The sequence below is a fragment of the Salinicola sp. MIT1003 genome (assembly GCF_001858555.1).
GTDB lineage: Bacteria > Pseudomonadota > Gammaproteobacteria > Pseudomonadales > Halomonadaceae > Salinicola > Salinicola salarius.
This window is the reverse complement of record NZ_MCAP01000011.1, coordinates 1-22,223: the sequence shown is the minus strand read 5'-3', so window position 1 is coordinate 22,223 and position 22,223 is coordinate 1. Positions and strand designations below refer to the sequence as shown.

At 58.2% G+C, this 22,223-nt stretch carries 22 protein-coding genes; 16 read left to right on the top strand and 6 right to left on the bottom strand.

The features are described 5' to 3' along the window. The first annotated feature begins 194 nt into the window (after positions 1-194). The 10 genes from BC443_RS05285 to BC443_RS05240 all read left to right on the top strand — a co-directional run bounded on the left by BC443_RS05285 (position 195) and on the right by BC443_RS05240 (position 8,966). Entirely contained in the window at positions 195-1,046 is an 852-nt protein-coding gene (locus BC443_RS05285) for a CoA-transferase (RefSeq protein WP_071230803.1), read from the top strand. Continuing rightward, on the top strand, positions 1,043-1,849 hold the full coding sequence (locus BC443_RS05280; RefSeq protein WP_071230802.1) for a CoA-transferase subunit beta: 807 nt from the start codon (positions 1,043-1,045) through the stop codon (positions 1,847-1,849). The genes BC443_RS05285 and BC443_RS05280 overlap by 4 nt, the downstream gene beginning before the upstream one ends. After that, on the top strand, positions 1,846-3,051 hold the full coding sequence (pcaF, locus tag BC443_RS05275; protein WP_071230801.1) for a 3-oxoadipyl-CoA thiolase: 1,206 nt from the start codon (positions 1,846-1,848) through the stop codon (positions 3,049-3,051). Before BC443_RS05280 ends, pcaF begins: the two co-directional genes overlap by 4 nt. 62 nt (positions 3,052-3,113) lie before the next feature. Next, entirely contained in the window at positions 3,114-4,136 is a 1,023-nt protein-coding gene (gene dctP, locus BC443_RS05270) for a TRAP transporter substrate-binding protein DctP (RefSeq protein WP_071230800.1), read from the top strand. A 45-nt stretch (positions 4,137-4,181) separates the two neighbouring features. Further along, entirely contained in the window at positions 4,182-4,709 is a 528-nt protein-coding gene (locus tag BC443_RS05265; RefSeq protein ID WP_071230799.1) for a TRAP transporter small permease subunit, read from the top strand. Between the two features lies 1 nt (position 4,710). Further along, the gene (locus BC443_RS05260) at positions 4,711-6,021 is read left to right on the top strand and encodes a TRAP transporter large permease (RefSeq protein ID WP_071230798.1); all 1,311 of its coding nucleotides are present in this window, start codon (positions 4,711-4,713) and stop codon (positions 6,019-6,021) included. Positions 6,022-6,031: 10 nt separating this feature from the next. Then, complete coding sequence (locus BC443_RS05255) at positions 6,032-6,664, top strand: glutathione S-transferase family protein (protein ID WP_071230797.1); 633 nt, start codon at positions 6,032-6,034, stop codon at positions 6,662-6,664. A gap of 3 nt (positions 6,665-6,667) precedes the next feature. Then, a complete protein-coding gene (locus tag BC443_RS18120) occupies positions 6,668-7,237 on the top strand; it encodes a carboxymuconolactone decarboxylase family protein (RefSeq protein ID WP_083387228.1) in 570 nt (189 codons plus the stop codon). Then, complete coding sequence (locus BC443_RS05245; RefSeq protein ID WP_071230795.1) at positions 7,237-8,109, top strand: amidohydrolase family protein; 873 nt, start codon at positions 7,237-7,239, stop codon at positions 8,107-8,109. The genes BC443_RS18120 and BC443_RS05245 overlap by 1 nt, the downstream gene beginning before the upstream one ends. 56 nt (positions 8,110-8,165) lie before the next feature. Beyond that, positions 8,166-8,966, top strand: coding sequence for an SDR family NAD(P)-dependent oxidoreductase (locus tag BC443_RS05240; RefSeq protein ID WP_071230794.1), 801 nt, complete (start codon positions 8,166-8,168; stop codon positions 8,964-8,966). Positions 8,967-9,269: 303 nt separating this feature from the next. Here the strand turns inward: BC443_RS05240 and BC443_RS05235 are convergent, their stop codons facing one another. From BC443_RS05235 to BC443_RS05210, 6 genes are all read right to left on the bottom strand, one after another. After that, on the bottom strand, positions 9,270-10,769 hold the full coding sequence (locus tag BC443_RS05235; RefSeq protein ID WP_071230793.1) for a sodium:solute symporter family protein: 1,500 nt from the start codon (positions 10,767-10,769) through the stop codon (positions 9,270-9,272). Positions 10,770-10,771: 2 nt separating this feature from the next. Continuing rightward, complete coding sequence (locus BC443_RS05230; RefSeq protein ID WP_071230792.1) at positions 10,772-11,008, bottom strand: hypothetical protein; 237 nt, start codon at positions 11,006-11,008, stop codon at positions 10,772-10,774. Positions 11,009-11,230: 222 nt separating this feature from the next. After that, on the bottom strand, positions 11,231-12,532 hold the full coding sequence (gene shiA / locus BC443_RS05225; RefSeq protein WP_071230791.1) for a shikimate transporter: 1,302 nt from the start codon (positions 12,530-12,532) through the stop codon (positions 11,231-11,233). 153 nt (positions 12,533-12,685) lie between these two features. Continuing rightward, on the bottom strand, positions 12,686-13,726 hold the full coding sequence (locus BC443_RS05220) for an ABC transporter substrate-binding protein (protein WP_071230790.1): 1,041 nt from the start codon (positions 13,724-13,726) through the stop codon (positions 12,686-12,688). Further along, entirely contained in the window at positions 13,723-15,141 is a 1,419-nt protein-coding gene (locus tag BC443_RS05215) for a sensor histidine kinase (protein ID WP_071230789.1), read from the bottom strand. The genes BC443_RS05220 and BC443_RS05215 overlap by 4 nt, the downstream gene beginning before the upstream one ends. Then, a complete protein-coding gene (locus BC443_RS05210) occupies positions 15,138-15,842 on the bottom strand; it encodes a response regulator transcription factor (protein ID WP_071230788.1) in 705 nt (234 codons plus the stop codon). The genes BC443_RS05215 and BC443_RS05210 overlap by 4 nt, the downstream gene beginning before the upstream one ends. A gap of 189 nt (positions 15,843-16,031) precedes the next feature. Here BC443_RS05210 and BC443_RS05205 point away from each other — a divergent pair, with 189 nt between their 5' ends. The 6 genes from BC443_RS05205 to BC443_RS05180 form a co-directional block, all read left to right on the top strand. Next, positions 16,032-17,021, top strand: a complete 990-nt coding sequence (locus BC443_RS05205; RefSeq protein WP_071230787.1) for a tripartite tricarboxylate transporter substrate binding protein — start codon at positions 16,032-16,034, stop codon at positions 17,019-17,021. Then, on the top strand, positions 17,018-17,476 hold the full coding sequence (locus tag BC443_RS05200) for a tripartite tricarboxylate transporter TctB family protein (RefSeq protein ID WP_071230786.1): 459 nt from the start codon (positions 17,018-17,020) through the stop codon (positions 17,474-17,476). Before BC443_RS05205 ends, BC443_RS05200 begins: the two co-directional genes overlap by 4 nt. Next, positions 17,477-18,982, top strand: a complete 1,506-nt coding sequence (locus BC443_RS05195; RefSeq protein WP_071230785.1) for a tripartite tricarboxylate transporter permease — start codon at positions 17,477-17,479, stop codon at positions 18,980-18,982. A gap of 288 nt (positions 18,983-19,270) precedes the next feature. After that, on the top strand, positions 19,271-20,299 hold the full coding sequence (locus BC443_RS05190) for an Ldh family oxidoreductase (protein WP_071230784.1): 1,029 nt from the start codon (positions 19,271-19,273) through the stop codon (positions 20,297-20,299). Positions 20,300-20,326: 27 nt separating this feature from the next. Beyond that, positions 20,327-21,211 (top strand): LysR family transcriptional regulator, encoded by an 885-nt coding sequence (locus BC443_RS05185; RefSeq protein ID WP_071230783.1) that lies wholly within the window; start codon positions 20,327-20,329, stop codon positions 21,209-21,211. 164 nt (positions 21,212-21,375) lie between these two features. Continuing rightward, on the top strand, positions 21,376-22,223 hold an 848-nt coding region (locus BC443_RS05180), incomplete at its 3' end, for a tripartite tricarboxylate transporter substrate-binding protein (RefSeq protein WP_083387227.1).

Genomic DNA, 22,223 nt, shown 5'->3' with positions numbered 1-22,223 from the left:
AGGAGGCGAGGTCTAAATTTTATAACGCGGGTAAATATTTGATTTAAATAATAAATTCTATTTTCAATGGTTTTTTGAATATTGTCTGAAATTTCTCATTCGACTTTTGTCTGTGTTGACCGATTTCCGCATAGCTGACTAAATTGTTCGTATAGAAAATTAATGTTCGCAATACGAACAATGGGTGTTTTTTGATGGCTGAATTTTTAGCGTTGCACGACTCCGTTGAGCGTTACGTCGAGAATGGCGCGACCCTTGCCATGGAAGGGTTTACCCATCTGATTCCGTTTGCCGCGGGTCACGAAGTAATTCGTCAGCAAAAGCGTGACCTGACCCTGATCCGCATGACGCCGGATCTGCTTTACGATCAGATGATTGGTGCCGGTTGCGCCAAACGGCTGATCTTCTCCTGGGGGGGCAATCCCGGAGTCGGCTCGCTACACCGGTTGCGCGATGCGGTCGAGAAGGGCTATCCACACCCGATTGAGATCTTCGAGCACAGCCATGCGGCCATGGCCTGTGCATTTGAAGCTGGCGCTGCCGGATTGCCACTGGCCGTGTTGCGCGGCTATGTCGGTAGCGATCTACCCAAGGTCAATTCTCAGATCAAATTCATCGAATGCCCGTTCAGTGGTGAGCGCCTGACGGCAGTGCCATCGGTTCGCCCCGACGTGGGTATCGTCCACGCTCAGCGGGCTGATCGTCAGGGCAACGTACTGGTCGAGGGCATCATCGGCGTGCAGAAGGAGGTCGTGCTGGCGGCCAAACGCAGCATTGTCACCGTCGAGGAGATCGTCGACGACTTGGGCGTTGGTGCCAATGCCTGTGTCATTCCCGGATGGGCGATTGACGCAATCTCAGTGGTCGAGCAGGGCGCCTATCCCTCATACGCTCATGGCTATTACCCACGAGACAACGCCTTTTACAAGGACTGGGATGCGATTGCTCGTGGCCGGGATACCTTTAATGCGTGGATCAAGGCCAACGTTCTCGATGCCAACGTTCTCGATGCCAATGTTCTCGATGCAGGAGGAGCCGCTCAATGAGCCAGTACACTTCCTCGGAAATGATGACGGTCACGGCAGCGCGGGCGCTGGAAAACGGCATGACCTGCTTTGTGGGCATTGGTCTGCCCAGCGAGGCCGCCAATCTGGCGCGTCTGACGCATGCTCCGGATGTGGTGTTGATCTACGAGTCCGGCACGCTGCAGACGAAACCCAACGTGCTGCCGCTGTCCATCGGTGATGGTGATCTTTGTGAAACAGCGCTAACCACGGTTTCCGTGCCCGAAATGTTTCGCTACTGGCTGCAGGGTGGGCATGTTGACGTCGGCTTCCTCGGTACGGCGCAGATCGACCGTTACTGCAATTTGAATACCACGCTGATCGGCGACTACACCGAACCTAGGGTACGCCTGCCGGGTGGCGGCGGTGCGCCGGAGATCGCCACTAATGCCGGTGAAGTCTTCATTACGCTGAAGCACTCCCAACGAACGTTCGTCAAGGATGTGGACTTTGTCACCACGCTGGGTTTCGGTCGCGATGGTACTGCCCGAGACGGTGTCCCCAACATCGGTCGCGGGCCGACACGTGTCATCACCGATCTGTGCGTGATGAAGCCGGACCCCGAGACTCGGGAGCTGGTGGTGGTTTCATTGCACCCCGGGGTGACTCGAGAGCAGATCATCGAGGCGACCGGTTGGGAGATTCACTTTGCCGATACTCTTGAATCCACGCCGGAACCCAGTGATAACGAACTGACGATACTGCGCGAGCTCAAGGCGCGAACCGACCGTCATCATTCGGGTGAACAGGCTGATAGTTACACGACCGAGGGAGCCCGGGCATGAACGAGGTCTTTCTGTGCCAACCGTTGCGCTCGCCGGTAGGCCGTTTCGGTGGTGCGCTGGCCAGCGTGCGTCCTGACGACCTCGCCGCGCGTCTGCTCGAGGCCGTACTGGCGCAGCATCCGCAGGTTGACCCGGAGGCGATCGACGATGTGATTCTTGGCTGCGCCAATCAGGCCGGAGAAGACAACCGCAGCGTGGCGCGCATGTCAGCGCTGCTCGCCGGGCTGCCGACGTCGGTTCCCGGGTCGACGGTCAATCGTTTGTGCGGTTCCAGCATGGATGCCATCGGCACCGCGGCGCGCGCCATTCGTTGCGGCGAAGCTGATCTGATGTTGGCCGGTGGGGTGGAGTCGATGTCGCGTGCACCTTATGTCATTGGCAAGGCGTCTTTACCCTATTCCCGGAGCCAGCACATGGAGGACACCACCATCGGCTGGCGCTTCATCAATCCGTTGATGGAGAAGCGCTACGGCACGCACTCGATGCCGGAAACCGCCGAGAACGTAGCCGAGCAGTTCCACATCTCCCGGGAGGACCAGGACCGCTTCGCCTATCGCTCTCAGCAGTTGGCCAAGGCCGCGCAGGAAGCCGGTCGCCTCGGTATCGGCATGGTGCCGATCGAGATTCCACGGCGTAAGCAGGAGCCATTAACTGTCGATCGCGACGAGCATCCGCGCCCGGAGACCACGCTGGAGCAACTGGCCAAATTACCCACTCCCTTTCGCGAGAATGGCACGGTCACTGCCGGCAATGCTTCCGGGGTCAACGATGGTGCAGCAGCGATGTTGGTTGCCAGTCAGGCCGCGGTCGAGCGCTACGGGCTGGAACCGGTCGCACGGATTCACGGCATGGCCACGGCGGGTGTCGAGCCACGGATCATGGGCATCGGCCCCGTTCCGGCGACGCGCAAGCTGCTCGACAAGCTGGGCATGAGCCTCGACCAGATGGACGTGCTCGAGCTCAACGAGGCCTTTGCCGCCCAGGCGCTGGCGTGTCTGCGCGAGCTTGGCGTTGACGACGACGATCCCCGAGTTAATCCGAACGGTGGTGCCATTGCATTGGGACATCCGTTGGGTATGTCCGGCGCGCGCATTATCGGTTTTGCCGCCAACGAACTGGTACGCAGCCATAAACGCTTTGCGCTCTGCACCATGTGCATTGGTGCTGGACAGGGAATCGCCACTGTGATCGAGCGAGCCTGACGCGCGATGAAAGAGCGCTCTTGGGCTTTCTCGCCATCCATCCATTAGCTCGGTGGAGCCATATGAAACATCCTGTTTTTCAAAAATCCTGCGCAGCACTATTCGGCGTGGCGTTGCTTCTGGGAGGTATCTCTTCCGCCAGTGCTGATACTTATCGATGGTTAACGTTCAAGCCCGAGGGGGCGAACGACGCGCAATCTCGCTCCACCAAATGGTTGATTCAGCAGTTCAATGAACGGACGCCGGATGACACCAGTATCAAACCCTATTGGGGAAGTAGCGTTGCCAGTACAGAAGAAGTTCCCGATTACGTAGGCGGAGGGGTAGGGGATTTAGGCGATATCATCACGCCCTATTTTCCCGATCGATTTTATCTCAACAATGCTGTGGGTTTTTTTATCCCCCAGCCGCTGTCAGTCACCGAAATAGCCGAGTCGATGGAGAAGTGGCATGAGAAATACCCTGCTTTTGGCGAAGAGATGGAAAAAAATAACCTGAAAGTGATTGGATATAGACCGCTTGAGAAATATGGGCTTTTTTGTACGCATCCAATAAGAACCATGAGTGACTTTGAGGGGCTCAGGATTCGGAGTTATGGATTTGCTTATCCACGCTTGATCGAGGCCATGGGGGCAACGCCAATTTCCATTTCCACGGCTGAAACTTATGAGGCCCTTGAGAAGAACATTATCGACTGCACGCCGGTAGGCCCCGCTCTAGCGCGTGGGTGGAAATATGATGAAGTCGCAAAATATTATATTGAAATTCCTTTCGGTGCCTCTTTTGGCCACTTGTTGGTGATTAATCTGGATACCTACCGCGCCATGGATGACGCCACTCGCGCGGTTGTCGATGAGCTTGGGCATGAGTACGTTTATCAGTACGCTGGAATGTTGCAGGACGATATTCGTGACGTTCGAAAAGAGTGGAAGGAATCGGGTGTCGAGATCATAAAAATTCCTGATTTTGACATGGAGCAACTGGTACAGAGCCCGCAGGTCAGGGGAATTCGCCAGGAATGGATTGAACATGCCGATGAGTTGGGCGTGCCAGCAGAATCTATCGCAGAGCAACTGCGCCCTTGAACAATCCAGTATCGATTTTGCCGTTTTCCTGATCCGGGGTGAATTATGCATCGAATTGAAAGGTTCAGCGCTCTATACGCGCGCTTTCTGTATTTTTCGGGACTGGCTGCCGGAGCCGTCGTCTTTCTGATGATGGTTTTAATCGTCGTGAATATTTTGGCTCGCTTCCTGTTCAACTCTCCAATCGCCGGTACTCTGGAAATCACGGAGTCTCTGTTGACACTGTTGATTTTTCTGGCAATTGGATTAACGCAGCAGGAAAAGAAACATATTCAAGTGACGTTGCTGTTCGATCGTTTTGGTCTTCGAACCAGGAAAGGCTTCAGGGTGCTGACATACGCTATTGGGTTTATGTTCCTGGTCTGGTGTTCGACAGCGGCCTGGGAGTTTTTCTTTCAATCATGGAGAATCGGTGAGCAGGAGTGGGGGAGTATTCGTTACCCGCTTTATCCTGTTAAATTCATCGTTTTTGTTGGGCTTTTCCTCCTTGCCATTCAGTTTTTTTTCGACACGCTACTGGCCGTCATGACTCCGGCCAGCGATGCATCGCCCGATTCCAGGAGGGAAGGCTAATATGTCTGATATTACTATTGGATTCATGGGCGTCGTGGCGCTATTTGTTTTTATCCTGGGCGGGTTAAATGTCTTTGTTGCCCTGGGATTAACGGGTGCCCTAGGAATTTTGGCCATGGTTGGTTTACATGGTGCCAGTACAGTGATTGGCGCTGTCTTTTTCGAAACGACCCACGCGTTTCATTTTAGCGTCATCCCCATGTTCCTGTTGATGGGGTTTTTTGCCATGCGTGCAGGGCTTGGCAAGGATATGTTCGAAGCAATGACGACATGGTTTGGCAATCTTCGAGGTGGGTTGGCGATCTCCAGTACTCTGGGTGCCGCAGCTTTTGGTGCCGCATCCGGCTCCAGTGTGGGGACGGCCACGGTCTTCACCAAACTGGCTCTACCGGAAATGCTTGACCGTGGTTACGATAAAAAATTGGCTTCTGCATCGATCGCTATCGCTGGCACGTTGGCCGTGATGATTCCTCCAAGTGCGTTGGTCGTCGTATATGGCATTTTGACGGATTCCAGTATTAGCCGACTACTGGTAGCAGGTATCATTCCAGGTATTATCTTTGCAATACTGCTTTGCCTGGCGACCTATCTACGCGTGCTGGGACAGCCGGATTTAGCGCCTCGTCAGCATGTTACGGTGTCTCTACACGATAAAATCTTCTCGCTACGGCTTGCCGGGCCAATGATGATACTGGTGGTATTTATCATTTCAGGGCTCTACGCCGGCATCTTTACGCCCACAGAGGCAGGAGGGGTTGGTGCCTTTCTGACATTGTTGATTGCCATTATCCGACTTCGTAGCTTCCGTCAGTTGGAACTTCGGAACTCTCTTTTGGATACCGTGCGCACCTCTGCCATGATCTTCGGCGTGATTATTGGGGCCTTGATTTTTTCCAAATTTCTAGCTCTGAGTGGCGTGGCAGATCTGATGGGGAGCTATCTGACGTCGCTGGACGTCAATCGCTGGGTAGTTGTATTGATGATCGTCGGGATTTATCTGGTTTTGGGCATGATGATGGATGCACCCGGACTACTCGCGATAACGCTTCCGATCACGCACCCCGTAATGATGCAACTGGGTTTCGACCCTATCTGGTTCGGTGTATTCGTTGTGTTGCTAGTTGAGATCGGTGCCGTCACACCGCCGGTTGGGATAAACTGTTTCGTTGTTCAGGCCGCTTCTGATAATCGGGTGCGCCTTGAAGACGTTTTCAAGGGATTGCTGCCCTATATTCTTGCTGCTTTTCTGATGCTGGGACTGCTCTGTGTCTTCCCGCAGTTGGCCCTCTATTTGCCATCAACAATGCAGTGAGATTATCGCCATGATTAACAGTACGAGTGTCCTCGATGATGCAGTGTTAGTCACTACTCTGACCTCTCCCTATGGGAAGAAGGTGAGAATGGTGGCCTCCGAGTTAAGTCTTATGGACAACCTGACGATTCGCCCCGCCGATACGAGAGACGCTGATGATCCTCTTCGTGATTATAATCCACTCGGCAAAATGCCGTGTCTGTTGCTGAATCATGGGGAGCCTGTTTTCGATAGTAATGTGATCATCGGATACCTGCTTGAGCATAGTGGCGACGTCTCTGGAAGGCTCTACCCCGAGGAATCCAATTGGCGCTGGCAGACCCGACGAGCACTCGCTGATGGTGTTATCGATGCGGCCTTATTGATGGTATATGAGGCGCGCTTTCGTGAGGCCGAACAGGTTTCAACCGTTTGGTTGAATCATCAACACGGAAAGATCGAAAGAGCGCTTGAATGGTTTCAAGCCAATCCTCCTGGCTTGACGCCGGACCTGCCCAATATTTCCCTGGCTTGCGCGCTAGGCTATCTGGACTGGCGTCAGCCGCTGAACTGGCGCGCGACCTGTCCAGCGCTGATCGCCTGGCTGAGTGCTTTCTGCAATGAATCACCAGCGTTGGGCCGAATTCTTTATCCGGAGGAGTGAATCATGACCCGATTGTCGCCACCTGATCAGGCGAGCCTTGATCAGGAGCAGAGACGTATTTACGAAGCCATCATGTCTTCACCGCGAGGGCGGGTTGGAGGGCCACTGGCGCTCTGGCTACATCGGCCTGAACTGGCGGATCGTGCGCAGGCTCTGGGGCGTTATTGTCGCTACGAGACCCTGTTGTCAGCGCGCCTGTCGGAATTGGTTATTCTGGTGACTGCGCGAGTTTGGGGCGCCGAGTATGAGTGGCAGGCTCATGAGCCCAAGGCACGGGAGGCAGGACTTCCCGACGCGGTTATCGAAGCCATTCGAGTGAATATCGAACCTGATTTTGAACATCATGATGAATATGTCGTCTATCACTTTTCCCGTGAGATGCAGCTGAAAAGACGAGTAGACGATCGGCTTTATCATGAGGCGGTCGATGTTCTGGGCGATATGGCTGTCGTCGATCTGGTGGGGGTTCTCGGGTATTACGGGTTGATCTCCATGACTATAAACGCCTTCGATGTCGCCCCGCTTGATCCCGATGCATTGCAACTTTCTCGACCCGATACTGGAGTTTCATAATGGAGAATGGGGAACGTACTTATCATGATAAACCCTCTCGTCCTCTATTGACATTGCCGGCTGGCGCCTGTGATAGCCATTGTCACGTCTTTGGGCCGACAGGAACTTTCCCTTACGCGGAAGATGCCCGATTTCGGCCCGGAGAGGCTCCCAAAGAGAAACTCTTTGCGCTGCATGATCTGCTCGGTATTCAGCGCTGCGTCGTGGTGCAGTCCGGGTGCCATGGTTACGATAACCGTGCGATTGAAGATGTCGTGGCGTCACGCCCTGGGCGCTATCTGGGAATTGCCCTGGTCCCGCTGACAATCAGTCATGCAGAGATTGCTCGCCTGGCAGGGAGTGGTATCCGAGGGGCTCGTTTCAATTTCATGCCTCACCTCCAGAAGGGGGCTGATCCTGATGAGCTTATGGATTTTTCCACTCGTATTCAGGCACATGGCTGGCATTTACAGCTGCATGTGCATGCCGATCTCATTGAAGAGATGACCCCTCTGCTGAAGAAACTACCCGTGGATGTGGTTATCGACCATATGGGGCGTATCGACGCTACCGGTGGCATTCAGCAGCCAGCCTTCCAGGCATTATTGCGGTTGTTGGATCACGAGCATGTGCGTGTCAAAGTTAGCGGTTGTGAGCGAAGCTCAACACAGGGTCCGCCCTGGGTCGATGCCGTTCCATTGGCGCGTAACCTGGTGGAGCGTTTCAGTGACCGGGTGCTTTGGGGAACCGACTGGCCACACCCCAATCTGGGCACAGAGCCGCCGGATGATGGCCGGCTGGTCGAACTGATTGGAGAGATCGCGCCGACTTCAGCCTTGAGACAAGCGCTTCTCGTCGACAATCCCATGAGCTTTTACCGTTTCGAGGCCTGATATCACCGTAAGTCCTGGCTTGGAATCACTGATTAAAATGATCGAGAGGTTATGTCATGTCAGCTCGTTTAAACGATAAAGTGGTCATTGTCACTGGGGCCGGCTGCGTCGGGCCTGGTTGGGGAAACGGTCGTGCCGCGGCCGTTCGTTGTGCGGAAGAGGGCGCCAGGGTCTTTGCGGTAGACCTCAATGAGGAGGCATTGACGGAAACCGTGGAACGCGTCGAGTCGATCAATGGTTCGGTTACCGGATTTTGCTGCGACGTGACCGACTCTGCACGGGTGAAAAGCATGGTCGATGCCTGTGTCGAACGTTTTGGCCGAGTCGATGCCCTGGTCAACAATGTCGGTGGCTCCGCCAGGGGAGGAGCCGAAGCGATGAGTGAGGAGGTTTGGCACCAACAGATGGCCTTCAACCTCGATAGCGTGTATCTCACATGCAAACACGTATTACCGTTTATGCGTGAGCAGGGGCATGGCGCGATCGTCAATACCTCGTCGACCTCGGGGCTGCGTTGGACAGGCGCCGCTCAGGTAGCCTATGCCTCCAGCAAGGCGGCGGTTATCCAGTTTTCGCGAGTGACGGCTGTTGAATACGCTCCCATGGGTATTCGCGTGAACACCATCGTACCAGGTCAACTTCATACACCGATGGTTGAGGCCAGACTGGCCGGGCAGCGAGCCGGTGGTGACGTGAAAGCACTGCTTGATCAGCGCCTTGCCAGGATCCCACTCGGTTTCATGGGAGATGGACGCGATACCGCCAACGCTGCTCTGTTCTTGATTTCCGATGAAGCGCGCTTCATTACCGGAACGGAAATTGTCGTCGATGGCGGCATGTCCGTGAGATGTGATTAGTTTCTATACCGCACGACTCAAGAGTCACAATCAACGGCCAATGATTTCTTGATGGACCTTGTGGCGACCCTCCGTGATCGGAAGCTCCGAGACAGGCTTGACGACGATCGCCGAAAACTATGTGGGACTACCTCATGAAACCTTGGCGTAACTCAGTGACGACGATGGTCCGAAAGGGCTCATACCCGATAGCCGCTGCCCTCAGGCGCTACCAGCAGTGGCTCGAACGGCATCTTCGGGATGCCGATCACGAGCCGCTGTTCTGGCTGTGATCGCCATCCCGGGATTGACGATCCATCAAGCTCAGCGCTGCCAGCCGATGACCTCCAGCGCTCGCTGGCGGTGCGCTTCGGTCACCTGACTCATCAAGCTGCCGCCGACGCACAGCACCAGGTTGAGTAACAGCCCCCACAGACCGCTGTAGACCCCCAGCGGGCGATAGCCGGCGAAGGTGAAGGCGGCGGCGAGAACGGTGCCGGCGAGCATGCCGATAAAGACGGCCTGGGTATTGAGCCGGCTCCAGTAGAGGCCGAGGATCAGCGCCGGTGCGGTCTGGATCAGCACCTCGAACTTGAGCACGAAGATCTGATAGAGCGTGCCCGGCGGGTACCAGGCGATCAGCACCAGCACGACGACCGCAGCGACCCCCACCAGTTTGCCCACCAGAATCTTGCGCGATTCATCGGCGTTCGGCGCGATGTAACGTCCGTAGAGGTCGTTGGAAACGATCGATGAAAACGTCAGCAACACCGAGTCGGCGGTCGACACGATCGCCGCGATCACGCCGCCGAACAGCAGCACCATCGTCCAATAGAAAAAGGCATTCTGGTTGGCGAGCGCATTGGCCATCATGCCCACCAGCTGTTCGGATTCCGCCGTGGTCAGGTCGGGAAAGGCGGAGATGCCAATGATACCCACCATGAAGACGACGCCAGCGGTCAGGAACGGCATGTAGGCCATGCGGATGAAAGAGCGCTTGAGCGTACGTTCGCTGCGCGCCGCGAAAATCCGCTGGAAAGCGTGGGGATAGATCGCCGCGCCGATGCCGACCAGCACCAGCAGGCAGAACCAGGTGGTGAGGCTGCCGCCGGTTGGCGCCCCCAGTTTTTCCGGTGCCTCGGCGATCATCGTCTCGGCTGCGGTGGGGAGCCCGCCCAGGTAGATCAGCGAGCCGATCAGCAGCGTGAACACGCCGAACAGCAGTGCCAGCCCCTGAATGGTGTCGGTATAGGCCACCGAGCGCATCCCGCCCAGCCAGCTGTAGGCGACCATGATCACGATGAAGAACACCACGCCGACCTGATAGGGAATCGTGCCGCCAGTGAGACCGGAGACGCCCTGACCGATGGCGACGAACTGCTCGAGGAGATAGTTGCCCAGGCCATAAAGCATCAGGATCGCGGCCAGAATCGTGACCTTTTTCGAGCGGAATCGAAGGTCGATCCAGTCCACCGGCGTCAGCAGATTGAAGCGTCGACCCAGCGCATAGAGCCTGGGCGCGAACAGCAGATAGACCATGATGATCATGATGAAGAACGGCACCGACACCAGGTATTGGTAACCGAGACGATAGGCCGTGGGCGGATAGCCAACCACGGTATTGCCGCTGTATTGGGTGGCGAAAAAGGTGAAGAAAAGCACCATCACCCCGAGGCCACGCCCGCCGAGATAGTACTCGTCTAAGCTCTCGCGAACGCCTCGATTGCGCAGGAAGGCGTAGACGCCCACGGCAAGCATCAGACCGCCGTAGAGCATCAGCACCAGAATGCCGGACCACCCGCTGAAGGCCAGTTCCACTTCCATCGTCACAGCTCCTCGTCTTCGTCGGCACCGGTTTCCCACTGCGTCATCACCACCCAGGTGATGAAGATCGACAAGGCGAGCGAGGCGATCAGGATGATCAGCGCCCAGTAGGGAACGCCGAAGAACAGTGGCGACCAGGAGCCATCGGGAAAATACCAGGGATTGATCAGGGCAAAGAGAATGACGAAGCCGATCCAGACCAGTGGTTTCTTGACCGGTTCACTGATTCTTTTCTTCATGAAAACACCTCGATGACGTGCGCGGTGGCGATGCGAATTCAGGCAAGAGACGGCCAGAATACGCCAGCGGCGGCAAGCGAGGGGACTATAGCCATCCGTGGCGACGGATGGCCATTATCGTTTGGGAAAGCGGGGCTTCGTCTACGGCGAAGATCTGCGACATTGGTCGCAGATCTCTTGGGAGTAAAAGGGGCTGAGCACTAGCTGGCGGTTACTGCGCCGTTACCGCTTCCGCAGCATCCAGACCGCGCCTACGGCAGAAACCAGGCAGCCGGCGGCCAGATAGACGGCGACCGGCGTCCAGCTGCCGTCGTAGAGATCGACCAGCGCTGCGGCGATGAAGGGGGTAAAGCCGCCGCCGATCACGCTGGCGACCTGATAGCCGACCCCGGCGCCGCTATAGCGGTAGGCGGCGCCGAACAGCTCGGCGAAGATCGGTTGCTGTACGCTGACCACCATGTCGTGGGCGAGATTGGCCAGTGTCACGGCGAAGATCACGATCCACAGGATCGAGCCGGCCTGTAATGCCATGAAGAACGGGAAGGCGGCCAGCACGCCGACGATAGCGCCGGTGATATAGACGCGCCGCCGCCCCAGCGTGTCGGCCAGCCAGGCGAACAGCGGAATGGTGACGCAACTGATCGCGCCGACCAGCAGACCGATATGCAGAAACAGATCCCGCGACAGATCGAGATAGCCGGTGGAGTAGCTCAGCGCGAAGGTGGTCACGATATACATCGTGAACAGCTCGGCCAGGCGCATGGCGATGATCGTCACGAAGGCGCCGGGGTGGCGTTTGAGCGCTTCGAGTATCGGTGGTCTGGCCGGCTTCTGGTCGCTGCGCTCGACCGCTTCGACGAATTCCGGCGACTCTTCGAGGCTTGAGCGGATCTTCAGCGCAACCAGCACCAGCACCACGCTGAACAGGAACGGCAGGCGCCAGCCCCAGGCCGTGAAATCGGCGTCGCTCAATCCGTAGCTGAGCAGCGAGACGCTACCGGTAGCCAGGATCAGACCCACGCCGTAGCCCACCTGCACCCCGCTCGAATAGAACGCGCGACGGCCGCGTGGTGCGCTTTCCACCGCCATCAGCGCCGCACCGCCCCATTCGCCGCCCACGGCGAAGCCCTGGATCGCGCGCAGCGTGACCAGCAGAATCGGCGCCCACACGCCGATCTGGGCGTAGGTCGGCAGCAGGCCGATCAGCGCCGTCGCGCCACCCATCAGGATCACGGTCAGGATCAGCATGCGCTTGCGTCCCAGGCGATCGCCGAAGTGGCCGAAGACCAGGCCGCCCAGCGGGCGAAACAGAAAGCCGACGCCAAAGGTGGCCAGCGCGGCCAGCGTGCCGGCGGCGGGGCTGACGTTGGGGAAGAACTGCGAATTGAAGACCAGCGCGGCGACGATGCCGTAGAGCAGAAAGTCATACCAGTCAACCACGGCACCGACGAAGCTGCCGATGGCGGCGCGTTTGGCCTGGTTTGTCGACTGGGCGGGGGCGGTGGTCGCTGCGGTTACGCTCATCCGGAACTCTCGGTCATCGGTGTCTTGGCATCGAGGCGCCTGCTTCGGGCACTGCATCGATGTGGCGGCGCCGTATCTTACGGCATTGCGACGACGGGCACAGGGGCAATTCGGGAGCCGTCGCCATATCGGTATCGCCCATTCCGACATCCCTCATTCTGAAAGGATCTGGATCTCGCGATCCCAGCGGCGCAGGAACGCCTGGCGGCGCAGCGGGTCGACGAATGCCAGCAGCGTGGCGTTGATCGGAATCGGGTAGAGATGGTCGCCGACCTGATCGCGCAGCCGCTGGGCGGTGTAGGGGCCGACGACATCGTCGCGCACGCTGAACAGCGGCGTCTGGCCGGCCAGGATGTGCTGGCCGCGCCGGCTCAGAAGGAAGCGGACGAAGCGTCTGGCGGCAGCCGGGTGCGGTGCATCGCGATGGACGAATGCCATCCGCATCAGCACCAGCGAGTAGTCGTTGGGGACCTGGACGATGATGTCGGGATGGGTCTGCGCCCAGAGCATCGCATAGGAACCCAGCAGATTGTAGCCGAGCCAGTAGCGGCCCTCGCTGAGCCCGGCCAGCATGCGCTGGGTGGTGGTTTCGAGATTGATGTTGGCCGCTCCCATGGCGGCGATCAGATCCCAGGCGCGGGGCGTATAGCGGGCATCCTGCTGGAACAGGGTGTAGCCGACGCCGCTTTCTCGAGGCGAGTAGCTCACCACGCGACCATCGAGCCAGTGACGATAATGGGTCAGCAGATCGAGCAGGTCGCGATGGGTTTCCGGTGGCGGCATGTGCGAGGCGAGCTCGAGGCGATAGGCCATCACCACCGGCTCGAAGGTGAAGCCGAACACCTCGTTTCGCCATTTCGCCCACGCCGGCCACTGGTCGACTTCCGGCGCGTCGAGGGGCTGGGCCATGCCTTCGTTGCTGAGCGCCAGTTGCCACGGCATGGCGGAACTGATGACCACGTCCGGCGGCGATTCACGGTCCCGGGCACGTCGGTCGACCTCCAGCGTCGAGCGGTCGCGATAGTCGAGATCGATCTGCGGATTCTCGGCGGCGAAGGCGTCGAGTACCGGATCGACGATCTGGCGATCCAGCGCGGCTTCGATGATCAGCTTTTCGGCGGCCCGGGCGGTGCCAGTGCCGACAAGACCCAGCCACAGAGCAAGGCCGAGCATCACCTGCAGACATCGTTTCATGTCCTGCTCTCCTCGGGTGGCCGACAGCGGGCCAGCGTCAAGGTGACCCGGAATCCTCGCGGCTGCCGGTTGGAGACCGCTAGCTGGCCGCCATGGCGCACGGCGATGGATTCGGCAATGGCGAGCCCCAGCCCGGAGCCACACGTATCCTGGCGCCGGCCGCGTTCGAACGGCTGGGTCAGCCGGCTGAGCGACTCGGCATCGACGCCGGGGCCGTTATCTTCGAGCGTGAGCGTGACCTGCTCGTCGTCGCCGTCGTCGTGGGCGAGTCCCAGCGTGATTTCGCTGCCGGGCGGCGTGTAGCGGCAGGCATTGTCGATCAGGTTGTTGAGCAGTTCGTGCAGTGCCCAGCTTTCCCCTTCGACCCATACCGGGGTGGGCATGTCGATGACCAGGCCGAGATCGTGATCGCGGCTGTCCTGGCGATCGGCCCAGTCGGTGGCGACCTCGCGCATCAGCCGATCCAGCGCCAGCGGTTGACGCTCATGCCCCGGCCCCAGGTGCTGAAGTCGAGTCAGGCTCAACATCTGGCCGGCGAGGCGGCTGGTGCGTTCGGCGCTGTCGTGGACGGCTTCGAGCGCCTGGTGCCAGATGGCCGGCTCGCGGCTGGAGAGCGCCAGTTCGCTGGTGCTCTGCAGCCCGGCCAGCGGGGTCTTGAGCTGATGCGAGGCGTCGGCGATGAAGCGCAGCAGCGCATCGCGATGATGACGCTGGTCGGCGAACAGCCGGTTGAGGGTCTCGACGAGTTCGTGCATCTCCTTCGGCACGCCGAGCCTGAGCGGGCTGATGTCGTCGGCCCGCCGATCGCGAAGTGCCTGGCGCAGACGACGCAGCGGCGCCAGCATGGTATGCATGGCGATCGCTACCAGTGCGGCAGTGATCAGCACCATCGCGGCAAAGCGGGTGGCGCTCTTGCGGAACAGTTCCTGCGCCAGCAGGTCGCGGCCGCGCCGGGTATGGCCCACCCAAAGCTGCACCGGCTCCTGGGTGTCCCAGCCGGCGGAATCCACCTCGCGACCGCTGAGACGAATCGGCTGGCCGTCGTAGACGGCGTCGAGATAGACCGGCTGGCGCCTGGCCTCGGCCTGCATCGAGGCGGTGATCGGCAGATCGGCATTCTGGGTGATGGAAAGGCCGTTATCCGCCTGCAGCCAGTAGAACACCCGTTCCTGCCAGCGGGTGGCGAGGATCTGCAGCGCCGAGGCGGGCATTTCCAGGGTTGGCTTACCCTCCGGCCATTGCAGCGATTCGGCGATGGTCAGGCTGGCGGCTTCCAGTTGACCGTCCATGGCTCGATCGGCGGCCTTGCGCGCGCTGGTATAGGCCTCGATCAGCAGCAGCGTCCCCAACCCCGCGACGATGGCGATGAGCCATAGCGCCAGGCGCCGCTTGAGCGATGTCTGCGGCGGTATCACTCGGGGCGTTCCTTCGGTGCGCCAGGCTCATGTTTGTCCGCTGTCTCTTCCAGTCGATAGCCCAGACCGCGCAGTGTACGAATCGACAGGCCGGAGCCCGCCAGGCGCTTGCGCAGCCGGCTGACATAGACATCGAGCGCGTTGGCGCCCACCGCCTCGAAGCCGAACAGCCGGTTCTCCAGCGCCTCGCGCTGCACGATTCGCCCGGCGTTGAGCATCAGCGCCTCCAGCAGGCTGAATTCCCGTCGTGGCAGATCCAGCGAGGTCTCGTTCAGCCAGGCACTGGCAGAGCGGGTGTCCAGTTTCAAACCGCCGAAGCGCACGCTGTTGTCCAGCCGCTGCTGGCTGCGACGCAGCAGGGCGCGAACCCGCGCTTCCAGCTCGGTGATCGAGAACGGCTTGGCGAGATAGTCGTCGGCACCGAGATCCAGCCCGCGGACTCGATCCTCCAGCGCATCCCGCGCGGTCAGAATCATTACCGGCGTGGGGTCGGCGTGGGCGCGTAACCATTCGAGCACGCCGAGACCGCTGCCATCGGGCAGGCCGAGATCGAGCAGGACCAGGTCGAAGCGGCCCTGGCGTAGCGCCTGGATGGCGTCGTCGACGCGTGATAGTGCATCGACAGTGTAACCGTGGCGAGTCATTGCCTGGCTCAGCGAGCGTGACAGCAGCGGATCGTCTTCGATCACGAGCAGGTGCATGGCGGTTTCTCGAGGTCATCTGCTAGCCATGTCTTGTACGACTAATGTCCTATACGACAAAGGCTTAGATGACAGGTTGATGAAAGGTTAGCGCTCTAGCATCGCGCCGTCGGTAGGCAAAACCGGCCCGAGTCCGGTGCCCGCCACGAGATTTTGCGAGCATAACAACCCAGGTAGGAGACGCACAGCATGCCCAACTCTCGATTCCTTTCTCGCTGGCTGGTTGCCGCCGTGACCGGCGGCGCGCTGCTGGCCGGCGCCGTTCAGGCCCAGGCCAAGCCGCCCGAGTGTATCGCACCAGCCAAGCCGGGTGGCGGTTACGATTTGACCTGTCGTCTGGCGGCCAACGGCCTGCAGGACGCCAAGCTGATCGACGAGCCGATGATGGTCAGCTACATGCCGGGCGGTATCGGCGCCGTGGCTTATAACCATGTCACCGGCGTGCGCGACGACGATCCCAACCTGATCGTGGCCGCAAGCACCGGCGCTGCGCTCAACCTGGCGCTGGGCAAGTTCGGTCTCGAGCACAAGGTCGACGACGTTCGCTGGCTGGGTGCGCTGGGTGTCGACTACGGCGCGATCGTGGTCCGCAAGGATGCGCCGTGGAACAACCTCGATGAGCTGATGAAAGCGCTGAAGCAGGACCCGTCCGGCGTGGTGATCGGTGCCGGCGGCACCGTCGGCAGCCAGGACTGGATGAAAGCGGCGCTGATGGCCAAGGCCGACGATGTCGATCCGCGCAAGCTGCGCTACGTCTCCTTCGAGGGCGGCGGTGAAGCGCTGGCGGCACTGCTGGGCGAGCACATCCAGGTGTTCACTGGCGACCTGGCCGAGCTGAAACCGCAGCTCGACAGCGGCGAGATCCGCATTCTGGCGGCGCTCTCCGAAGAGCGCATGGGCGGGCCCTACGCGGACATCCCCACCGCCAAGGAGCAGGGCTACGATGTCGAATGGCCGATCTGGCGCGGTTACTACATGGGGCCGAACGTCAGCGACGAAGCCTATCAGCAGTGGGCCGATCGCCTGCGCGAGCTGAACGACACCGAGAGCTTCAAGGCGTTGCGCGAGGGTCGCGGGCTGTTCCCGATGTCCAAGTTCGGTGACGACTTCCATCAGTACGTGAAGCAGCAGGTCGCCGACTTCCAGCAACTGTCCAAAGAAGTGGGTTTGACGAAATGAGACTCGCCGCCGACCGAATCCTGAGTTTGCTGTTGCTCGGTCTGGCGGCGTTCATCGCCGTCCAGGCCTGGCAGCTACAGGTGCCGTTCAGCTACGACCCGGTCGGGCCGAAAGCATTTCCGCTGCTGCTGTCGGGTCTTCTGGCGGTTCTGGCGATCGTGCTTTTCATCCGTCCCGGCGCCAGCGGTCAATGGCCGAGCGGCGCGTTGCTGTTGCGCCTGGTCATCACCATGGCAGTGCTCGGCATCTATGCGGCGCTGTTCATCAATCTGGGTTATCTGGTGACGACCGCTCTGGTCAGCATCGTCATCGCCTGGCTGTTCGGCGCCACACCGATGAAAGCGATCATCGGCGGATTGCTGCTGGCGCTCGGCAGCTATCTGCTATTCACCTACGGATTGGGGATCTCGCTGCCGACCGGTAGCTGGATCGAGCCGCTGCTGGGGAGCAACTGAATGTTCGATTTTCTGATCCAGGGCTTCGGTGTCGCCCTGACCCCGCTCAATCTGGGGCTGGCCTTCCTGGGCGCGCTGCTCGGTACGCTGTTCGGCGCCCTGCCGGGCATCGGGCCGATCAACGGTATCGCCATCCTGATGCCGCTGGCCTACACGCTGGGGCTGCCAGCGGAGTCCGCGCTGATTCTTCTCGCCGGCATCTACACCGGCTCCGAGTATGGCGGGCGCATGTCGAGCATTCTGCTCAACGTACCCGGCGACGCCGGCGCGGTCATGACCACGCTGGACGGCCACCCGCTGGCCAAGAAGGGCCTCGCCGGGCCGGCCCTGGGTCTGTCGGCGGTCAGTTCGTTCATCGGGGCGACTATCGCCATCGTCGGTCTGACGCTGTTCGCGCCGCTGCTGGCGGTCGTTGCCGTCAAGTTCGGCCCTGCCGAATTCTTCGCACTGATGATCTTCGCCTTCGCCTCGATGTCCGCGATGATGGGCAAGGATCCGCTCAAGACGTTGATCGGCGCCGTACTCGGGGTATTGATCTCTACCGTCGGCGTCGACTCCGGCACCGGCGTGCTGCGCTTCACCTTCGACATGCCCGAGCTCTACGACGGCATCGATTTCGTGGTGATGATCATCGGCCTGTTCGCGGTCAGCGAGATCCTGCTGATGCTCGAGCACGCCTTCCGTCACGACCAGGAAGGCGAGATGGCGCCGATCGGCCGTGTCATGGTCAAGATGAGCGAAGTGCTGTACTGCAAGTGGGCGATCCTGCGCTCCAGCGTGATCGGCTTCGTCATCGGCGTGCTGCCGGGCACCGGCGCCTCCGTCGCCAGCGCCGTGGCCTATACCACCGAAAAGCGCATCAGCGATCACGACAACAGCTTCGGCACCGGCAACATGCGCGGCCTGGCCGCGCCGGAAGCGGCCAACAACGCCTCCGCCGCCGGCTCGTTCGTCCCCATGCTGACGCTGGGCATTCCCGGCTCCGGCACCACCGCGATCCTGCTCGGCGCGCTGATGCTCTACAACATCAATCCGGGCCCGATGATGTTCCGCGAGCAACCGGTGGTGGTGGGCGGTCTGATCGCCTCGCTCTATATCGGCAATGTCATGCTGCTGCTGCTGAACCTGCCGCTGGCCGGCGTATTCGCCCGCGTGTTGCAGGTACCGCGCTGGCTGCTGGTGCCGAGCGTGGCGATTCTCGCCTTCGTCGGCGTCTATCAGCTGCATTCCGATTTGATGGCGATCTACCTGATGCTGGTCATCGGTGTGTTCGGCTACCTGCTTCGCAAGTTCGGCTTCTCGCTGGCGCCGGTGGTGCTCGGCTTCGTGCTCGGCGGGCTGATGGAAGAGAACCTGCGTCGGGCGCTGTCGATCAGCGGAGGCGACGTCGGCATCCTGTTCCAGTCCGGCCTCTCCATCGGGCTATGGATCGCCGCGGCGTTAGTGGTGGTGGTGCCGATGTTCGCCGGCAAGCTCAAGGCAAAGTTTATACCTCAGAAAATCTGATCTCAGTTGTACCCGGTCAATTTAGCCTCGTAGAAACGAGGCTTTTTTTTGTTTTTATATAGTGGATCAACTGAGTTGGATTTCCCTTTTTGCCTATATCTGTAAGTTGCCTCTCGAGTAATAGCTTTTCTTCGAAGAAATAATCTTCCGTTATGGCGGCGGTAGGAACGTCGAGTCAGGTTTGCTTTTTCAGTGAGAGAAACCTCCTTTTCCCAGAAAGAAATTCTCAGAAAAGAGAAGTGCGGATAATCTGACAAGTCTCAATGGCTCACTAAAGGTGGAACAGCTATGACGGATGTGAAGAAGACAAAGGTAGACCAAGCGACTCTGAAAAAAATCGCCATCGAGTCACTTGGACGACTTGAAATCAAGGGAAGTGACGCTGATGCCGTGGCGGATGTGTTGGTCATGGCTGACATGATGGGGATCCATACTCACGGTGTTGCCAGGATCCTGTCGTATGGGGAAAGAATTAAAGTAGGAGGGATCAACGCTAAGCCTGATATTAAGGTTCGTCAGTCCTACCCCACAGTTGCGACCATGGATGGCGATAACGCGATTGGCCCTCTATTAGGCAGTAAAGCAATTTTCCATTCGATGGAAATGGCATCTGAGTTCGGTATGGGGATGGTATTCGTCAATGGGAGCAATCATTTTGGCCCTATAATGCCATATTCTTTCATGGCAGCCGAACAAGGGTATATGAGCTTCATTGCCAGTAACGCAACGACAACGATAGCCCCCTACGGCGGTACAGTGCCGAAACTGGGAAATAATCCGCTGGGCTTTGGCTTTCCCCATCCCAAAGGTGAGCACTTCCTGCTTGACATGGCACTGAGTACGGTAGCTCGTGCGAAAGTTCGAGCAGCGAGAGATCAACAAAAATCGATTCCGCTCGACTGGGCAACGGATTCCAATGGTATTCCGACTAGCGACCCTAATGAAGCGCTGTCTGGTATGTTGCAAACGATTGGTGGCTATAAAGGTTATGGCCTTGCTTTGGCTGTTGACATGCTGGCGGGCGTCCTGTCGGGAGCCGCTTATCTCAATCATGTAAAAGCGTGGGATAAGCAACCTGACCAGCCTCAAAATCTAGGCCATTTTTTCCTGACGATAAATACTAAAGGATTAGGAGAAAATGATTGGCTTGGCGAAAGAATGGTCGATTTTTCTAGTATCATTCATGATACACCGCCCATCGATGTCAGTAATCCAGTGCAGCTCCCGGGCGAGAGAGAACTACGAGCTTTGCGCCACCATAGAGAGTACGGGGTGGCGTATGATACGCAACAACTGAGGGCGCTTCAGGAATCTTAGCCTCAGTATCGTCATCAAGAGGAAACGGTGAAGTACGATCTTGCTTCGTTGAATATTTTCCTCTGCGTGGCGGAGGAAAAGAGCCTGACACGGGCTTCCGTGAGAGCCCACATTGCTGTTTCCGCGGTCAGCAAGAGAATTGCCGAGCTCGAAGACAGAGTTGGAACCCCTCTCTTTGTGCGGTTTGCGCGCGGCGTTGAGCTGACGACGGCGGGCGAAGCGCTGTTAGTTCATGTACGTCGCGTCTTCATCAGCATCGGTGAAATGGATGAGGAGCTGTCCAGTTTTTCCGATGAAATCAGGGGAAGCGTCAAGGTTTGCGCTACGACCTCGGCGCTTTCGCAATTTCTGCCGTTCGATATTGCCTCCTTCTCACGTAAGTACCCCAAAATAAATTTGAATATCGAGGGGAGAGTAGGAGGGGCTATTCTTCGTCTTTTGAAGAGCGGTGATGCCGATTTAGGTGTATTCGCCGTGCAGTCCATTCCTTCGGATATCGAAATTTTTCGCTATCGCACTTATAAGTTGGCGGTAGCAGTTCCCTTGGGCCACCCTTTAATCAAAAGTTCTTCAGTCAGATATGAAGCGCTAGCCGGTTACTCGGTTGTCGCTCAGCATGCGGACAGTTTGCTGTACGAACTTTTGGACAAAGAGGCCGAAATTTGCGGATTCAAGCTAAAAGTCAGTGTCAGAGTCAGTAGCTTTGACTGTATGTGTCAGCTGGTGGCCTGTCAGTATGGTTTGGCGATCATGCCCAGAGAAACGATTGAGGTCTATGCAAAGTCCATCCCTATTGCTGCGGTTGAACTGGATGAAGCTTGGGCCAGTCGTGACCTCGTTATTGGCGTCAAGGCGAACCGGATTTTGGATCCTGCCGTTAAGTCTTTAGTGGAACACTTAAAGAACACTTGATCATTAAGCCCTTGTAGTCATGGAGCTTTCTGGTCGCGGAAACGCTAGGTTGCCTGATTGCGAATTCTCAGTGTTTCTTTGCTTGTTTAGTCTTTCGATGCCTCCAATATTTCCAATCTCGTAGCGGTGATATTGGTAATGATAGATAATCGAGGGGTTAGACGATGAAACATGCAATCAAAAAAATATTTTTTCCCTTTTTCCTCTTGGCTCTGAGTCCGCTTGCCTTGGCTTATGAGCCGGGTAACAAAATAGAGTGTATTGCGCCGGCGGACCCGGGTGGTGGTTGGGACTTTACTTGTAGAAACGCAGCTAATGTCTTCAAGGAATTGGAACTCGTACCGAAGACCATGCAAACCATCAACATGGCTGGCGCTGGGGGCGGAGTCGCTTTTGCACATACGGTAAGTAAGCGCAGCGGAGACAATGATCTACTCGTTGCAGCATCCACCTCGACCGTCACTCGCCTGGCGCAAGGTCAATTCCCGGGTATGGACGTCAGTATGGTGAACTGGCTGGGAACAATTGGTGCCGATTATGGCGTGATAGCCGTTTCCAAGGACTCGCCTTATCAAAACTTAACGGAACTCATGAATGCGCTGGAGGAGGATCCGCGTTCGGTCAAGTTCGCCGGCGGTAGCGCCAATGGCGGATGGGATCACCTCAAGGTACTGATCGCTGCCAAGGCCGCCGGTGTAGATGACCTGCCACGTATTCCGTATCTCTCCTACAACAACGGCGGCGAAGCCATTACTCAGCTCATCGGTGGTCATGTAGGGGCTTTCACAGGGGATATTACGGAAGCCACGGGCTTTTTCGAGTCGGGTGATCTCCGCGTATTGGCCGTGCTGTCCGAGGAGCGTCTGCCTGGTGAGTTTTCAAGCATTCCGACAGCGAGAGAGCAAGGGATTGATGCGATAGGGGCCAACTGGCGCGGTTTCTACATGCCGGCCGACATCGACGAAGACGCCAAGCAGTACTGGGTCGATGCCGTCGACAAGCTCTATGCCAG

Excerpts from the sequence above, each read along its gene's own strand:
- BC443_RS05285 (WP_071230803.1), top strand. The coding sequence starts at position 195 with ATGGCTGAATTTTTAGCGTTGCACGACTCCGTTGAGCGTTACGTCGAG.
- BC443_RS05280 (WP_071230802.1), top strand. The coding sequence starts at position 1,043 with ATGAGCCAGTACACTTCCTCGGAAATGATGACGGTCACGGCAGCGCGG.
- pcaF (WP_071230801.1), top strand. The coding sequence starts at position 1,846 with ATGAACGAGGTCTTTCTGTGCCAACCGTTGCGCTCGCCGGTAGGCCGT.
- dctP (WP_071230800.1), top strand. The coding sequence starts at position 3,114 with ATGAAACATCCTGTTTTTCAAAAATCCTGCGCAGCACTATTCGGCGTG.
- BC443_RS05265 (WP_071230799.1), top strand. The coding sequence starts at position 4,182 with ATGCATCGAATTGAAAGGTTCAGCGCTCTATACGCGCGCTTTCTGTAT.
- BC443_RS05260 (WP_071230798.1), top strand. The coding sequence starts at position 4,711 with ATGTCTGATATTACTATTGGATTCATGGGCGTCGTGGCGCTATTTGTT.
- BC443_RS05255 (WP_071230797.1), top strand. The coding sequence starts at position 6,032 with ATGATTAACAGTACGAGTGTCCTCGATGATGCAGTGTTAGTCACTACT.
- BC443_RS18120 (WP_083387228.1), top strand. The coding sequence starts at position 6,668 with ATGACCCGATTGTCGCCACCTGATCAGGCGAGCCTTGATCAGGAGCAG.
- BC443_RS05245 (WP_071230795.1), top strand. The coding sequence starts at position 7,237 with ATGGAGAATGGGGAACGTACTTATCATGATAAACCCTCTCGTCCTCTA.
- BC443_RS05240 (WP_071230794.1), top strand. The coding sequence starts at position 8,166 with ATGTCAGCTCGTTTAAACGATAAAGTGGTCATTGTCACTGGGGCCGGC.
- BC443_RS05235 (WP_071230793.1), bottom strand. The coding sequence starts at position 10,769 with ATGGAAGTGGAACTGGCCTTCAGCGGGTGGTCCGGCATTCTGGTGCTG.
- BC443_RS05230 (WP_071230792.1), bottom strand. The coding sequence starts at position 11,008 with ATGAAGAAAAGAATCAGTGAACCGGTCAAGAAACCACTGGTCTGGATC.
- shiA (WP_071230791.1), bottom strand. The coding sequence starts at position 12,532 with ATGAGCGTAACCGCAGCGACCACCGCCCCCGCCCAGTCGACAAACCAG.
- BC443_RS05220 (WP_071230790.1), bottom strand. The coding sequence starts at position 13,726 with ATGAAACGATGTCTGCAGGTGATGCTCGGCCTTGCTCTGTGGCTGGGT.
- BC443_RS05210 (WP_071230788.1), bottom strand. The coding sequence starts at position 15,842 with ATGCACCTGCTCGTGATCGAAGACGATCCGCTGCTGTCACGCTCGCTG.
- BC443_RS05205 (WP_071230787.1), top strand. The coding sequence starts at position 16,032 with ATGCCCAACTCTCGATTCCTTTCTCGCTGGCTGGTTGCCGCCGTGACC.
- BC443_RS05200 (WP_071230786.1), top strand. The coding sequence starts at position 17,018 with ATGAGACTCGCCGCCGACCGAATCCTGAGTTTGCTGTTGCTCGGTCTG.
- BC443_RS05195 (WP_071230785.1), top strand. The coding sequence starts at position 17,477 with ATGTTCGATTTTCTGATCCAGGGCTTCGGTGTCGCCCTGACCCCGCTC.
- BC443_RS05190 (WP_071230784.1), top strand. The coding sequence starts at position 19,271 with ATGACGGATGTGAAGAAGACAAAGGTAGACCAAGCGACTCTGAAAAAA.